12 protein-coding genes and 1 pseudogene are annotated in these 14,656 nt (G+C 72.7%); 2 read left to right on the top strand and 11 right to left on the bottom strand.

Annotated features, from left to right (window positions below):
- Positions 1 to 73: 73 nt before the first annotated feature.
- Together FFS51_RS05480 and FFS51_RS05475 are read left to right on the top strand one after the other, a co-directional pair.
- Positions 74 to 1,228 carry an LLM class flavin-dependent oxidoreductase gene (locus FFS51_RS05480; RefSeq protein ID WP_056206666.1) on the top strand — a complete coding sequence of 385 codons (1,155 nt, stop codon included), beginning with the start codon at positions 74 to 76 and terminating at the stop codon, positions 1,226 to 1,228.
- Positions 1,225 to 1,746 (top strand): GNAT family N-acetyltransferase, encoded by a 522-nt coding sequence (locus FFS51_RS05475; RefSeq protein ID WP_056206667.1) that lies wholly within the window; start codon positions 1,225 to 1,227, stop codon positions 1,744 to 1,746. The genes FFS51_RS05480 and FFS51_RS05475 overlap by 4 nt, the downstream gene beginning before the upstream one ends.
- 54 nt (positions 1,747 to 1,800) lie before the next feature.
- Here the strand turns inward: FFS51_RS05475 and FFS51_RS05470 are convergent, their stop codons facing one another.
- The 11 genes and pseudogenes from FFS51_RS05470 to FFS51_RS05420 form a co-directional block, all read right to left on the bottom strand.
- Positions 1,801 to 2,886, bottom strand: a complete 1,086-nt coding sequence (locus FFS51_RS05470) for an FAD-dependent oxidoreductase (RefSeq protein WP_235557395.1) — start codon at positions 2,884 to 2,886, stop codon at positions 1,801 to 1,803.
- Positions 2,883 to 3,380: a GNAT family N-acetyltransferase gene (locus tag FFS51_RS05465; RefSeq protein ID WP_056518970.1), complete on the bottom strand. Its 498-nt coding sequence runs from the start codon at positions 3,378 to 3,380 to the stop codon at positions 2,883 to 2,885. The genes FFS51_RS05470 and FFS51_RS05465 overlap by 4 nt, the downstream gene beginning before the upstream one ends.
- Positions 3,381 to 3,448: 68 nt before the next feature.
- On the bottom strand, positions 3,449 to 4,615 hold the full coding sequence (locus tag FFS51_RS05460; protein ID WP_082483019.1) for an LLM class flavin-dependent oxidoreductase: 1,167 nt from the start codon (positions 4,613 to 4,615) through the stop codon (positions 3,449 to 3,451).
- Positions 4,612 to 5,523, bottom strand: coding sequence for a DUF1684 domain-containing protein (locus tag FFS51_RS05455; protein WP_082483020.1), 912 nt, complete (start codon positions 5,521 to 5,523; stop codon positions 4,612 to 4,614). The genes FFS51_RS05460 and FFS51_RS05455 overlap by 4 nt, the downstream gene beginning before the upstream one ends.
- Positions 5,524 to 5,551: 28 nt before the next feature.
- Positions 5,552 to 6,922 (bottom strand): annotated as a pseudogene (locus FFS51_RS05450) (NtaA/DmoA family FMN-dependent monooxygenase).
- On the bottom strand, positions 6,919 to 8,211 hold the full coding sequence (locus FFS51_RS05445) for an LLM class flavin-dependent oxidoreductase (protein WP_082486300.1): 1,293 nt from the start codon (positions 8,209 to 8,211) through the stop codon (positions 6,919 to 6,921). The pseudogene FFS51_RS05450 and the gene FFS51_RS05445 overlap by 4 nt, the downstream one beginning before the upstream one ends.
- Positions 8,212 to 8,264: 53 nt before the next feature.
- Positions 8,265 to 9,287: an LLM class flavin-dependent oxidoreductase gene (locus FFS51_RS05440; protein WP_056518972.1), complete on the bottom strand. Its 1,023-nt coding sequence runs from the start codon at positions 9,285 to 9,287 to the stop codon at positions 8,265 to 8,267.
- Positions 9,284 to 10,897: an ABC transporter substrate-binding protein gene (locus FFS51_RS05435; RefSeq protein WP_056518975.1), complete on the bottom strand. Its 1,614-nt coding sequence runs from the start codon at positions 10,895 to 10,897 to the stop codon at positions 9,284 to 9,286. The genes FFS51_RS05440 and FFS51_RS05435 overlap by 4 nt, the downstream gene beginning before the upstream one ends.
- A gap of 67 nt (positions 10,898 to 10,964) precedes the next feature.
- A complete protein-coding gene (locus FFS51_RS05430) occupies positions 10,965 to 12,602 on the bottom strand; it encodes a dipeptide ABC transporter ATP-binding protein (protein WP_056206679.1) in 1,638 nt (545 codons plus the stop codon).
- Complete coding sequence (locus FFS51_RS05425) at positions 12,599 to 13,555, bottom strand: ABC transporter permease (protein WP_056518977.1); 957 nt, start codon at positions 13,553 to 13,555, stop codon at positions 12,599 to 12,601. The genes FFS51_RS05430 and FFS51_RS05425 overlap by 4 nt, the downstream gene beginning before the upstream one ends.
- Positions 13,552 to 14,589 carry an ABC transporter permease gene (locus tag FFS51_RS05420; RefSeq protein WP_056206682.1) on the bottom strand — a complete coding sequence of 346 codons (1,038 nt, stop codon included), beginning with the start codon at positions 14,587 to 14,589 and terminating at the stop codon, positions 13,552 to 13,554. Before FFS51_RS05420 ends, FFS51_RS05425 begins: the two co-directional genes overlap by 4 nt.
- Positions 14,590 to 14,656 lie beyond the last annotated feature (67 nt).

Here is a 14,656-nt window from a genome sequence, read left to right as displayed (position 1 = left end):
GCGGGAGGGGACCTCGGTCCCCTCCCGCCTCCTCCCGTTTCCGACCCGCCACCGACCCGCGCAGGAGCAGACCGTGCCCGTTCCCCTCTCCATCCTCGATCTCTCCCCGTTCGGCACCGGCCAGACGCCGGCCGACGGCCTGCGGGCGAGCGTGCGCCTCGCCCAGCGCGCGGAAGCCCTCGGCTACGCGCGCTACTGGCTGGCTGAGCATCATCTCAACCCGGGCATCTCCGGCGCGCTCCCCCACGTGCTGCTTCCGCTCATCGCCCAGGCGACGGACCGTATCCGGGTGGGCACCGCCGCGACGATCATCGGCAACTACAGCCCTCTGCACGTCGCCGAGTCGGCCGGGCTGCTCGCCGCACTCTTCCCGGGTCGCGTCGATCTCGGCATCGGGCGCTCCGGGTCGACCAGCGCCGCCCAGACCCCCCACAGCTTCGCCGCGCTCACCGAGGGCGCGAAGGAGGACGTCACCGTCGACGGCCTGCTGATCCCGGCCGCCCCGGACTTCACCCTCGATCTGCAGCGCTTCGCGGTGCAGGCGCGCCTGCTGCGCCGCACCCCGGGTGACGCCGACCACTTCGAGCAGGACGTGCTCGACATCATCGCGCTCATCACGGGCGACTACGTCGCCCCGGAGGGCGTGCCGATCCACGCCACCCCCGCCGAGGGAACCGACGTGGACGTCTGGATCCACGGCAGCACGGCGGGCGCATCCGCCGCCCTCGCCGGCCGGCTCGGCCTGCCGTTCGGAGCGAACTACCATGTCGCCCCGACCTTCGTGCGCGAGGCCGTCGGCGCCTACCGCGACGCATTCCGGCCGGGACGCCTCGCCGAGCCGCGCGTCATCGTGTCGGTCGACGTGCTCGTCGCCGACAGCGAGGCCGAGGCGACGCGTCTCGCGGAGGGATATGCGCACTGGGTGCACTCCATCCGGGCCGGGCAGGGCGCGATCGTCTACCCCACGCCCGACGAGGCCAGCGCCCAGCCTCTGGATGCCGCCGCCCTCGCGGTCGTGCGCGACCGCCTCGCGACGCGGTTCGTCGGCACACCCGAACAGGTGGCGGAGCAGCTGGAGGCCCTGCAACGGGTGACGGGGGCCGATGAGCTGCTGATCACCACGATCACGCACGACCCGCGCGACCGCGAGCGCTCCGTCGAGCTGCTCGCCGAGACCTGGGGCCTCGCGGGTGCCCCGACACCGGCCACCGTTGGCGCGCACGCGTGACCGCGGCATCCGACTCACTCACCATTCGCGAGGCCAGACCCGATGAGTACGTCCGCGCCGGGGAGGCGACGGTCAGCGCGTACACGTCGGCCTACGGCGCGCTGACCGACGAGTACATCGCCTCACTGCGCGACGTGGCCGCGCGCGCCGACGGGGGTGAGGTGTGGCTCGCGCTCGACGGCGACGAGATCCTCGGGACGGTGTGGATGTCGCGGCCCGGCGAGGCCCTCTCGCATCTGGCCCGGCCCGGCGAGACCGACTTCCGGCAGCTGGCCGTGACACCCGCCGCCCAGCGCCGGGGCGTGGGGGCGGCCCTCGTTCACCACGTGATCGCCCAGGCTCGGGCGCGCGGCTCGCACCGGGTGGTCATGAACAGCGGCCCCGAGATGACAGGCGCCCACGCCCTCTACGCACGCCTCGGCTTCGTGCGGCTCCCCGAGCGCGAGCATCCCGTGGAGGTGCAGCCCGGCCGATTCATCGACCTGCTCGCGTTCGGCTACGACCTGACGCCGGCCTGAGCCCGACACGGCCCGCATTCGCGCGGTCCCCCGCGATATCGCCGCATGAGCATGTCAGCCGAGCTCGGCGAGATCGGCGAGGATGCGGCCGATCACCGGAGCGAACTTGAACCCGTGGCCGGAGAATCCCGCCCCCACCACCACACGATCGAACCGTTCGAGCACGAAACTCGCGTCGGGTGTCGACGTGTAGGTGCACGTCACCTCGCTGAACCGATCGGCGTCGACGCCCGGCAGCCACTCCCGGGCGTACCGTCGCAGCGCCTCGGTCAGCGACGGGTCGGGAACGAACGACCGCTCGTCGGGATCCACCACGGGGCCTGCTGCATGCCAACCGGCCTTGATACCGAGGCCCGGCGTCGCCATGCCGTACACCCCGGTTGGGAACCATCCCGTCTCCCCGGACGAATCGGCGATGTGGTTGAAGCCCGGCCAGGTCTCCTCGGCCGGCGCGATCGGCGCGAAGAACGCCGGCTGCTCCTGCGTCACCCGCAGCGGCGGCAGGGCGATCGACTCCGGGAGCAGTCCGCGGGTCCACGCACCCGCGGTGACGACGACGCGCTCCGCCGTCAGGGTGCGCTCACCCTCCTCGTCGCGCAGCACCACCGAGGCGCCGCGCTCATCGGCGCTCACCGACGCCACCCGGACTCCCTCGCGCACCTCGACCGCGGTCGCACGCGCCGCCGCGACGAAGCCGCGCACCGCGGCATCCGCATCGATGCGACCCGCTTCGGGCGTGTGCAGCACCGGCGTCTCGAAGCGGAACCCGGGCCACCGGCGCTGCGCCTCCCGCACATCGAGCAGGCGGGCGTCGAACCCGCCCGCGCGCACCGCGGTCGTGAGCGCCACGAGGTCGAGCCCGCTGCCGTGCGACACGATGCCGGTGCGGGTGATGAGCGGTGCACGCACCTCGTGCTCGAGAACGCGCCACAGCACCCGCGCTTCGCGCAGCCACGCGAGGTAGCCGGCATCGCCGTACGACACGTTGAAGTTGCGACTGGTGCCGTGCGACGCGCCCCGGTCGTGACCGACCCGGAACTGCTCGAGAAGGATCGTCGGGATGCCGCGTCGACCCAGCTGCCAGGCGGTGGCGGCGCCCATGACGCCCGCCCCCACGACGATCACACGCGCGTCGGTCACACCAACCTCTTCTCGTAGCAGCGGGAGAATTCGTACGCCGTGTACGGCGCGAAGATCGGGATCGGCGTGTAGCCGATGTGCTCGTAGAGCGCGATCGCCTCGGGCTGCCTATCGCGCGTCTGCAGGATCAGGCGGACGGCACCGGCATCGCGGCCGAGGCGTTCGAGCTCCGACATGAGGGCGCGCGAGGCCCCCGCCCCGCGCACGGCCGGGCCGATGTAGACCCGCTTCACCTCGACCTCGTCGCCGAGTCGGCGCAGTGCGGCGTGACCGACCGGCGTGCCGTCGGCGTCGTGCACGAGCACGGTGACGAGCAGGGTGGCGGGGTCGATCGCGAAGTCGGCCGGGTCGTCCTGGATGCCCGCGGCGGCGCGCGCCTCGAAGCGGTCGGCGTAGCGCGGACCGATCTCGGCATCCATCGCGTCGCGCAGCGCGGCGGCGCGTGGGTCATGCCAATCAACAGGGGTGATCGTCCAGGTCTGCGGTGCGCTCACCCGGACAGTCTGCCCGGCCCCGTACTCCTGACCTGGCGTGAGGGCAACGGTGGGTAACAGCGCCGGGGTCACAGGGTCGCCCCGGCGGTCGACGGCGCAGCACTCGCCGTCGCACCCACCGCCGGGACGACCTCTCCCGGCGTGCCCCATGCCGGGTTCTCCGGGACCGTCGCCCGACCCGCCCCGGGGTCGTCGTCGGTCCAGAGGTGTGTGGGGAACGAGCGGCGAAGCGCCGGGGCGACCTCGAGCGCGAATCGTTCCAGGATCTCCAGTTGCTGGGGGAAGGGGAGCGTCGTCGGCAGACTGATGGACTGCAGCGAGTGCCCGAGCCGGTCGTGGAAGCGTGCGATCTTGTCGATCACGTCGGCGGCCGTGCCGACGAGGGCGGGACCCTCGGCGACCGCGTGACGGATGTCGCGGAACGGGGTGTTGTTGCCGGGCACGTTGGTGGCCTGCACGATCGCCTCGTAGACGGGCCCGTACTGGGCGATCGCCTCCTCGCGGGTGTCGGCGATGAACAGCGCCCCGGCGCCGGCACCGACGAACGCGGTGCGCGGGTCGTGGCCGTGGCGGGCGTGTTCGCTGCGGTAGTGGTCGACGAGCACGCCGTAGTTCTCGAGCGGCTGGATGGCGTTGGCGCTGAACAGCGGGTCGCCGTGACGCGCCGCGAGGGAGGCGGAGAAGAGAGTGGTCGCCGACCCGTGCCATACCCTCGGTCGGCCGCCGTACGGTCGCGGCAGGGTCGTGACGTCGTTCAGCGGGCGTGTGAACGGCCCGCCGGGCCAGGTCACCGACTCCTGCTCCCAGAGCACGCGCAGCAGGGCGTACTTCTCCTCGAGCAGCTCCCACTGGTCGTCGAGCTCGAGGCCGAACAGCGGGAACTGGGCGGCTTCGTTGCCCTTGCCGATCACGAGGTCGAGTCGGCCTCGCGACAGCTGATCGATGGTCGCGTAGTCCTCGGCGACCCGCACCGGGTCGAGCACCGACAGCACGGTGACCCCGGTTGTGAGCCGCACGGTGCGGGTCGCCTGCGCGATCGCGGCGAGAACGACCGTCGGTGACGACGACAGGAACGGGCCCGCGTGCCGCTCGCCCACGCCGACGGCGTCGTAGCCGAGCTCCTCCGCCCGTACCGCGGCGATCACCGTCTGCTCGAGCCGTTCGGCCGGTGACACCTGGTGCCCCGACAGGGGGTCGGCGCGGTAGGGGATGATGTCGAGCAGCTGGGTTCTCATCGCGCGACCTCAGCAGGCGCAACCTCAGCAGGCGAGGCCTCGACGGGCGTGGCCTCGACGGGGGCGAGCTCGAGGCCGTGGGCGGTCACGTGACCGACCACGCGGGCCAGCGGCGTCTTCTCGCCGCCCTCGATGCCGACCGGCAGCCGGTTGCCGGTCGGTGGCAGCGGGCAGGTCGCGAAGTCGGTGTACGCGCACGGCAGGTTGACGGCCCGGTTGAAGTCGATCACCGTGCGGCCGTCGGCGTCGGGCGGGGGAACGGCGAGCGAGCGGCTCGCAGCGTACGTGGTGAGTCCGCTCGTTGCGTCGGTGAACAGCACGAGCAGGTCGTCGGTGCGTCCCGGGAACGCGATCAGCCGGAACTCCTCACCGCGCAGCGAGAACACCAGCTCGCCCGGGGCGTCGTACACGTGCTGGATGCCGTCGACGGCGGCATCGACCGTGATGGGCCGCGGTGCGTCGTACGCCTCGAAGCGGGCCTCCGCGCGCCAGCGCGTGTTCGGCACGTAGGTGGGGGTGCCGTGGTACCCGGCGAGGTAGGCCGCGTCGCGTCGACGAGGTCGAAGGATGTCGCGTCCCCCGCGCCGAGCGACCTCGATCACCCCGTCGGCGAAGCCGACGACGACCGAGGCCCGCTCGGCGATGGGCGCGAACCGGTGCCCGCCGGTGACCTCGCGCCCATCCACCGTGACGCTCTCGCCGGCGGCGAGGCGCACCTCGACCCCGTCAGGACCGGTCGTCCACGCCCCCGGCGCCCCCGCGGGCTGCACCGGCGTCTCGTCGAGCCAGTACAGGCCCGTCACGGCGAGGAACCCATCGTCGCTCGCGCGGCGTTCTTCGTGCGCACGATGCCAGCTCTCCCATTCCAGGGCGAAGGCGGCGCGGTCGAGGGCAGGGGCGGCGGTCATGAGAGTCCTTCGGGTGGAGGAGGTGGGGTCAGGCGACGGCGCTGCGCTCAGCGGCGCGGACGGGGACGGGCAGGCCGAGGTTGTCGCGCAGGGTGGTGCCCTCGTACTCCGTGCGCAGCGCGCCGCGCTCCTGCAGGATCGGCACGACGCGGTCGACGAACTCGTCGAGACCGGTCGGGGTGAGGTGCGAGCCGAGAACGACGCCGTCGGCGCCGCCGCCATCGACAAGCGCGAGCAGCTGGTCGGCGACCCGGTCGGGGGTGCCGGCGAAGGTCTCCACCCGCGACACCTCGCGGGCGAGGCCCCGCAGGGTGAGCGAGCGCTCCTCCGCAAGGGCTCGCCAGGTGCGCACCGTCTCGAAACGGTCCTGATAGAGGAATGCGCGACCCTGGATGAAGGTCGGCGCATCGGGATCCGGGTCGATGTCGGGCACCGGCCCGTCGATGTCGTAGTCGGAGAGATCCCGGTTCCACACCTGTTCGAAGATCACCCGGATGGTCCGTCCGGTGAGCTGCTGCTCGCGGATGTGAGCCGCCTTCTCCCGCGCCTGCGTCTCGGTGTCGGCGATCACGAACTCCGCTCCGGGCAGGATCTTCACGTCTCGAGGGTCGCGGCCGGCGCGGGCGGCACGCGCGCGGATGTCGGCGGCGAACGGCTGCGCCTCGGCGAGCCGGGAGAACGGCGAGAAGATCGCGTAGGCGTTGGCGGCGGCGAAGTCGCGGCCCTGCGGGGACACGCCCGCCTGCACCAGCACCGGCCGGCCCTGAGGGCTGCGCGGCACGGTGAAGCGCCCGCGAATGTCGAACTGGTTGCCGGTGACGTCGAACTCGCCCGCGCGGGCGTCGGCGAGGAACCGGCCCGCCCCCTTGTCGGCGACGATGGCGTGCTCTCCCTACGAGTCCCACAGGGCCCGCACCGCCGCCACGAATTCCTCGGCCCGCTCGTAGCGCTGGGCGTGCGGGAGGAACCCGCCGCGGCGGAAGTTCGCCCCCGTGAACGCGTCGAACGATGTCACGACGTTCCAGCCGGCGCGTCCGCCGGAGAGATGGTCGAGCGTGGCCACCTGCCGGGCGAGCTCGTACGGCTCGTTGAAGGTCGCGTTGAGCGTGCCGATGAGGCCGATGTGCTCGGTGACCGCGGCGAGCGCGGCCAGCACCGGCAGCGTGTCGGGGCGACCGGCGATGTCGTGGTCGAAGATGCGGCCGTCGCGCTCGCGCAGGGCGAGTCCCTCGGCGAGGAAGAAGTAGTCGAACCGGCCGCGCTCGGCCGTCTGCGCGACGTGACGGAACGACGAGAAGGCGATCTGGCTGCCGGCGTCGGGGTGCTCCCAGAGGGTCTGCTCGTTCACGCCGCCGACGTAGGCGGCGAGGATGATCGGGGTGCGCGTGGGGGTGGTCATCGGTCTGCTCCCGTCAGCGAGGGGGTGGCGTAGCGGCTGGGGACGGATGCCTCCAGCCCGAACCGTGCGCGCAGGGCCACGGCCTGGTCGTCGGCGGGGACGAGCACACCGCGAGCCGCGAGCAGCGGGACGAGGTCGGTGCCGATACGGGCCAGGTCGTCGGTGAGCACGGCGGGGCGCAGGCGCACGCCGTCGTAGCCGAGCTCGGCGAGCTGAGCGACGAGGTCGGCGATCTCGTCGGCGGAGCCGGCGACGATGCGGGTGTCGGAGGTCAGCGGGCGGCCCGCGGCATCCAGTCTCTCCAGACGTGCCGCGGCCGTCTCGTCGGGGCCGTCGAGCAGCACGAGGATGTCGGCGACGACCCGCAGCGGCTCGCCGACCCGCTCGACCTGTGCGGCCGCGTCGGCGACCTCGTCGAGGATGCGGCGGGCGTGGTCGAGGTCGGCGGGCGTGACGAACACGACGTCCGCGGATCCGGCGGCGAACCGGTAGGGAACGGCGGCGTGGGCGAGGGCCGCGACGACCGGCTGCCCCTGCGGCGAGCGCGGCGTGATCGATGGGCCGCGCACGCTCAGGCGCTCGCCGACGTAGTCGATGGTGTGCACCTTGTCGGCGTCGAGGAAGCGGTCGGTCGCGGCATCCCGGATCTCGGCGTCGTCCTCCCAGCTGTCCCAGAGGCGGCGCACGACCTCGACGGATTCGCCCGCGTCGCCGAAGATGTCGACGATGAAGGCCTCGACCTCGGGCGAGTGCAGCCCGCCCTCGAGCGACGGCACGGAGCGGCGGCCGACGTGCGCGGCCTCGTCGGGGCGTCCCGACACCTTCGGCTGCCAGCCGGCGCGGCCATCGCTGATGTGGTCGAGGGTGGCGACGGCCTTCGAGACGTGGAACGGCTCGGTGTAGGTGGTCGTCACCGTCGGGATGAGTCCGATGGTGCGGGTGAGCGGGGCCACGCGCGAGGCGATCAGGAGGGCGTCGAGACGACCGCGCACCTCGTCGGTGCGCTCGTCCGGCACGTTGTACTGCGCCGACTGCAGCGCCAGCGAGTCCTCGATCGTCACGTAGTGGATGCCGCCGGCTTCGGCGGTGCGCACGAGGTCGACCCAGTAGTCGGGGGTGAACAGCTCGTCGGGGCGTGCGCTCGGCTCGCGCCAGGCGGCGGGGTGCCAGCCGGCGCCGTCGAGGGCGACGCCGAGGGTGAAGGGTCGGCTCATGGAGCGCTCCTCGGTGGTGGTCGTGCCACGAGCCTCGTCGCCGCCCACCGGGTCGGCGACGAGGGGTGTCAACATGGGTCACGCGCCGTCATGCGGGGTAACCGGACGCCCGGTCACCCCGCACGTCATCACGCGGCGACGGTCTCCCGGGCGGATGCCGCCACCCACCCGAGATGCGGCAGCACGTGCTCGACGATGTCGCCCAGGACCTGCCGATACTCGTCCGAGGTGAACGCGTACGGCAGGGCGACCCTCAGCTCGGTGAGGCCGTCGAACGCTGGGTCGGCGGCGAGGCGCTCGGCGATCTGCTCGCCGGTGCCGATGAGGTCGCGCCCGAAGCGTGTGCCCCGCGGGCCGACGGCCGCCTGCGTTCGCTCGTCACGCGCCGCGGCGTAGCCGGTGTAGTGGGCGCGCTGCTCGTCGGTCGTCGAGTCGAGCGGCAGGATGACCCGCTCGACCCCGACGGCCGCCCCGCTGCCGGCGAACTCCTGGTAGTAGAGGTCGATGTGCGCGCGCTGCGCGGACTCGAACGAGTCGTGCCCGTCGCCGTCGGCGAGATTGCCGAGCAGCAGCTTCAGACCGCGGCGGGCGGTCCAGCGCACCGAGCGCTCCGATCCTCCGCCGAGCCACACCCGCGAGCGCAGACCCTCGACGTGCGGCTGCACGCGCGGCGACTGGGTGCCGTAGGGTGTGGCGACGTCCTCGCCGAGCACGTTGCCCTCGAGCGCGGTGAGGAATCGCTCGATGAGCTCGTACGGGTCGGTCGTCGACGCCGCGTCGGGCCGGGCGAGGTCGGCGAGCAGGTCGGCGTGCGGCGCCGACGTGCTCACCCCCACGTTGACCCGCCCGCGGGACAGTGCGTCGACGGTCGCGAAGTCCTCGGCGAGGCGGAACGGCGTCTCGTACCCGAGGGGCACGACGTCGGTCTCGAGCCGGATGCGCAAGGTGCGCTGCGACGCCGCGGCGAGGAACGGGAGCGCGGAGGAGATTCCGCGCTCCACGTGCCGCTGCCGCACACCCGCGACCTGGTACCCGGCCTGCTCGCCGAACTCCACCAGGTCGAGCACCTCGGCCAGCCCGGTGGCCGGGTCGTGCTCGGGGTAGTTGCCCGCGAGGATGAACCCGGCCCGGCCGATGATCGGTTCGCTCACGACGAGGCCTTCCACGCGCCGACGAGACTGTCGAGGCGAGAGTCGGCGCCGAGGGTGACCCCGTGCACGGCGGTCTGCGTGCCGATGATCGACGTGAGCTCGTGCACCGGCACCTGGTAGTACTGCGTGGCGATGCGGTCCTGGATCTGCCCGATGATGGCCGTGCGCTTGGCCGCGTCGCCGGCGGCGAGCTGGGCCTGCAGCAGGTTCTCGAGGTCGGCGTCGGCGATGTTGTACTTCGAGGTGGCGGCCGAGAACGTCGTGCGCAGCACGTCGCCGTCCGCGCGCGAGAGGTTGCCCCACTGGATGTCCCAGGTGCCGGCGGTCTGGGCGGCGAGGAACTCGGGAACGGTCGAACCGGTGAGGGTGACCTCGATGCCGACGGCCTTCAGCTGCTGCTGGATGAGCTCGAGGGAGGTCTTGTTCGGACCGAAGTTGGTGATCCAGATGAGCGACAGCGACAGGCGCTGACCGTTCTTGGTGCGGATGCCGTCAGACCCGACGGTCCAGCCGTCGTCGTCGAGGAGCTTCTTCGCCCCGGCCTGGTCGTATCCGAAGTGGGCGCTCTCATCGACCCAGCCGGGGGTGTTCTTGGCGAGCACGCTGGTGCCGACATTGAAGAGGTCGTTGAGCGCGGTGTCGCGCACCTGCTGCTTGTCGACGGCCTCGGCGATCGCCTGGCGCACCGCGATGTCCGCGGTAATGGAGTGCCCGAGGTTGAAGGAGAGCCCGAAGCTGACACCCGGGTTGCCGCGGTCGACGAGGCTGAGCCCCGCGGAGGTCAGGGCCGCGACATCCGTCGGCTGCACGCTGCCGATCGCGTCGAACTGCTGCGACTCGAGCCCGCCGGTGCGCACGCTCGCCTCGGGGACGATCTGGAACGTGACGGTGTCGAGGTGGGCGGCGCCGGAGTTGCCGAGGGAGGCCGGCCCCCATGCGTAGCCGGTGCGCTTCTTCAGCACCGTTGAGACGTTCTTCGTGTACGAGGCGAGGGTGAAGGGTCCGGTGCCGACGACGGCCTTGCCGTCTGCGCGGGAGTCGTACAGTGTCTGCGTGGTCGCGGGTGACACGATGCCGAGGCCGACCGAGGTGGTCGCCTGCGGGAACGCGGCGTTGGGCTTCGAGAAGTCGACGCGCACGGTGTGGTCGTCGACGACGGTGGTGTCCTTGTAGCCGACGAAGCTGGAGGCCGATCCGCTCTTGGCCCCCGCGGCGACGATGTCGTCGAAGGTGTCCTTGACGGCGGTGGCCGTCAGCGGCGTGCCGTCGGAGAACGTGACGTCGTTGCGCAGGGTGAGGGTGAACTGGGTGGCGTCGTCGCTGGCGGTGTAGCCGGTCGCGAGCCACGGCTGCAGCTCGTCGGTCTGCGGGTTCTGGTAGAGCAGCGAGTCGACGAGCTGGCGGGTGACATACCAGGTGTCGTTACCCGACCCGATGCCCGACGGGTTGAGGGAGATCGGGTCGTTGGCGACCGCGAAGGTGAGCGCGCCGCCGTCGACGGGCTGGGCGCTGGCGGTCGACGCGGGGGTCGACGTGCCGGCACACGCCGACAGGGCGAGCGCCGCCGCGAGCGCGGCGGCGACGGGCAGGATGACTCTGCGCAGTGACATGGTGGGTGCTCCTCGGTGAAGGGGTGTGGGAACGGATGCCGCGGGTCGGTCGACGCACGGCGGGGGGTCAGTGGGACGTGCGGACGCGCCCGGGGATCGCGTTGATCAACGCTCGGGTGTACTCGTGGCGGGGGTCGCCGAGCACGTCGGCGGCGGTTCCGCTCTCGACGACGCGTCCGCCGCGCATCACCGCGACGCGGTGGGCGATGCGACGCACGACGGCGAGGTCGTGGGAGATGAACAGGTAGGCGAGGCCGAGGTCGGACTGAAGGTCGGCCAGCAGGGTGAGGATCTGGTCCTGGATCGACACGTCCAACGCCGACACCGGTTCGTCGAGCACGACGAGCTCGGGGTGCACGGCGAGGGCGCGGGCGATCGCGACGCGCTGCCGTTGGCCCCCGGACAGCTCGGCGGGTTTGCGGTCGAGGGCGGACGCAGGCAGGGCGACACGATCGACGAGCTCGACGGCGCGGCGGCGCCGTGAGGCCCGGTCGCCGATGCGGAACGCGGCGAGCGGGTCGGCGATGTTCTGCGCCACCGTGAGGCGGGGGTTGAGGGCGGCATAGGGGTTCTGCTGCACGAGCTGCACCCGCCGGCGGATGCCACGCAGGGCCGCACTGCCGAGGCGGGTGACGTCGGCGTCGCCGTAGGCGATGGTGCCCGCAGTGGGCTCGTCGAGGCGCAGCACGAGGCGGGCGGTGGTGGTCTTCCCCGACCCCGACTCCCCCACGAGCGCGAGGGTCTCGCCGGCGGCGATCACGACATCCACGCCGTCGACGGCCCGGAACCGTCCGCCGCCCTGCGCGCGGGGGCGCGGGAACTCCTTGACGAGGCCGCGCGCCACGACGAGCGGCGCACCCGGCGCGGCGGCGGTCGTGGGCGGCGCCGCGGGGGCCGCGGCATCCGACCAGACGGCGTCGAGACTCGGCGCCGCGGCGATCAGGCGCTTCGTGTACGGATGCCGCGGGTCGCCGAGCACCTCGTCGGGAGTGCCGCTCTCGACGATCTCGCCGTCGGTCATCACGAGGATGCGGTCGGCGCGGTCGGCGGCGACGCCCAGATCGTGGGTGACGAGCACGAGGCTCGTGCCCGCCTCGCGCTTCAGGGTGTCGAGATGATCGAGGATCTGCCGTTGCACGGTCACGTCGAGGGCGCTGGTGGGCTCGTCGGCGAGGATGAGCGCCGGTCCCGCGACGATCGCGAGCGCGATGAGCACGCGCTGGCGGAGTCCGCCGGAGAGCTCGTGCGGGTACTGGGCGGCGCGCAACTCGGGGTCCGCGATGCCGGCGCGGCCGAGCGCGACGATCGCCTGGCGACGGGCCTCGTCGCGGTCGGCCAGCCCGTGGATGCGCAGCACCTCGGCGATCTGCGTGCCGACGCGCACGACCGGGTTGAGGCTGACCACCGGGTCCTGCGGCACGAGGCCGACGGCGCGGCCGCGCACGGCGCGCAACGCGCGGTCGTCGGCGGCGAGCAGGTCGGTGCCGTCGAGCAGCACCCGCCCGGCGGTCACGCGCCCGCCCCGGGAGAGCAGCCGCAGCAGGGCGTGCACGGTGGTCGACTTGCCCGACCCCGACTCGCCGACGATCGCGAGGGTCTCGCCGCGGGCGAGGGTGAACGAGACGTCGCGCACGGCGACGACCGGCCCGCGGCGGGTGGTGTACTCGACGCGCAGGCCGTCGACCTGCAGCAGCGCGGCGGTCATCCCCACCCCTCCCCGTCCCGGTCGAGCGCTCGCGAGACGCGGTTCGCCGCGAGCACGGTGAGGGCGATCACGAGGCCGGGGAGCGTCGTCAGCCACCAGGAGGTGCGTAGGAAGTCGCGGCCGTCGGAGACGAGCGAGCCCCATTCGGGGGTCGGTGGCTGCGCCCCGTAACCGAGGAAGCCGAGCGCCGAGACGGCGAGGATCGCGCCGCCGAACTCGAGCACCGCGAGCACGAGCACCGGGCCGACCGAGTTCGGCAGCACGTGGCGCAGCAGCACGCGCAGCCGGGTGTTGCCGGATGCCCCGGCCGCCTCGATGAACGGAGCCGACCGCACCCGGATCACCTCGGCGCGCATGATGCGCGAGACGGCCGCGATCGAGGCGACACCGACGGCGATGGCGACGTTGATGGTGCCGAACCCGAGCGCGGCGATGATCGCGAGAGAGAGCAGCAGGCTCGGGATCGCGAGCAGCACGTCGGCGATGCGCATGATCACGCTGTCGACCCAGCCGCCGAGGAAGCCGGCGACGAGGCCGAGCAGCGCACCGATGACGAGGCCGACGAGCACGGCCGCGGACGCCGCCGAGATGGTGAGCCCGGTGCCGTGCACGACGCGGGTGAACAGGTCGCGGCCGATCTGGTCGGTGCCGAACAGGTGCGCGAGGCTCGGACCCTGCAGCTTGTCGGCGGGAGCGGCGAGCAGCGGGTCACCCGGTGCGAGAAGCGCGGGCACGAGAGCCGACACGATCACCAGGACGAGCCAGACGACGCTGACCACGAGCAGCGGCTGCTCACGCACGGCGACCAGCAGGCTGCGGGTGCGGGAGGGGGCATCCGTCGCTCCGCCGGCGCGCTCGCGCACGGCGTCGTCGAAGCGGTCGGCGGCGGTGTCGGCGAACCCGTCGCCGACGGCCGCGGGCGAGGACGTGACGAGGGCGGTGACCTCGCTCATCGGGCACCTCCGGCGAGGACGGGGGGCGCGTCGACCGGCGCGGACGCACCGGAGGAGGGCGCGGGCGGCTCCGACGACGCCCGCGCCCTGGCAGCGGCCCGTCGCACGACGACCGAGATGCGCGGGTCGAGCACGGGGTAGAGCAGATCGACGAAAAGGTTCGCGATGACGAACGCCGCCGCCGCGAACAGTACGACGCCGAGCACGACCGGGAGGTCCTGCTGCTCGACCGCCGCCGCGGTCACGCGGCCGATCCCGGGGCGTCCGAACACGGTCTCGGTGACGACGGTGCCCGCGAGGAGCTGCCCGACGATGAGACCGGTGATCGTGAACGCCGGCAGTGACGCGTTGCGCAGGGCGTGCCGCAGGTGCACCCGCGAGCGGCTCGCGCCCTTGGCGCGGGCCGTGCCGATGAACGGCTCTCCGAGGGTCGCGCTGAGGCTCTTGGCGAGCAGCTGGGAGATGTTCGCGCCGGCCGGCACCGCCAGCACGATCGCCGGCAGCGCCGCCGCCGCGAGCGTGCGGTCGCCGACGGCGGGGAAGATCGGGATCTGGAACGAGAACCACTGGATGAGGAGCAGGCCGAGCCAGAACGACGGCACCGCGACACCGAGCGGCGGCATGGCGAGCAGGAGCGAGCGCAGCCACGCGATGCGGAACCAGGTCGCCCCGACGGCGACGGCAGTGCCCACGATCACCGCGATCACGAGCGCGAGCGCGGCGATCTGCAGGGTCGGGGGGATGGCCTCGCCGACGACCTGGGCGACCGGACGCCCCGAGGTGATCGACGTGCCGAGGTCGCCGTGCAGCAGCGCGCCGAGCTTGTCGAGGTACTGCTGCCAGAGGGGCTTGTCGAGACCGAACTGGTGGCGCAACTGGTCGAGCTGCGCCTCGGTCACATCGGTCGCGTCCGCGCCGGCGAGGATCTTCACCGGGTCGGAGGGCAGGGCGAACAGCAGCAGGAACGCCACCGTGTACGCGGCCCACAGCACGAGGACGGCTTGCGCCAGCCGTCCGAGGATGTAGCGAGTCATGGCATCGCCTCCGTCGTGGCGACATGGGGCTGCCGCCGAGGTGCGATCCTGCGACGGCGTGCCCGTG

Source organism: Microbacterium sp. 4NA327F11, assembly GCF_005503465.1.
GTDB classification, from domain to species: domain Bacteria; phylum Actinomycetota; class Actinomycetes; order Actinomycetales; family Microbacteriaceae; genus Microbacterium; species Microbacterium ginsengisoli.
The sequence above is the reverse complement of the archived record's forward strand: the minus strand, read 5'-3'. Positions and strand labels throughout refer to the sequence as shown.

Bases quoted from the DNA above. Each gene is read 5' to 3' on its own strand.
- FFS51_RS05460 (WP_082483019.1), bottom strand. From the start codon at position 4,615: ATGAGAACCCAGCTGCTCGACATCATCCCCTACCGCGCCGACCCCCTG.
- FFS51_RS05455 (WP_082483020.1), bottom strand. From the start codon at position 5,523: ATGACCGCCGCCCCTGCCCTCGACCGCGCCGCCTTCGCCCTGGAATGG.
- FFS51_RS05445 (WP_082486300.1), bottom strand. From the start codon at position 8,211: ATGTTGACACCCCTCGTCGCCGACCCGGTGGGCGGCGACGAGGCTCGT.
- FFS51_RS05435 (WP_056518975.1), bottom strand. From the start codon at position 10,897: ATGTCACTGCGCAGAGTCATCCTGCCCGTCGCCGCCGCGCTCGCGGCG.
- FFS51_RS05430 (WP_056206679.1), bottom strand. From the start codon at position 12,602: ATGACCGCCGCGCTGCTGCAGGTCGACGGCCTGCGCGTCGAGTACACC.
- FFS51_RS05425 (WP_056518977.1), bottom strand. From the start codon at position 13,555: ATGAGCGAGGTCACCGCCCTCGTCACGTCCTCGCCCGCGGCCGTCGGC.
- FFS51_RS05420 (WP_056206682.1), bottom strand. From the start codon at position 14,589: ATGACTCGCTACATCCTCGGACGGCTGGCGCAAGCCGTCCTCGTGCTG.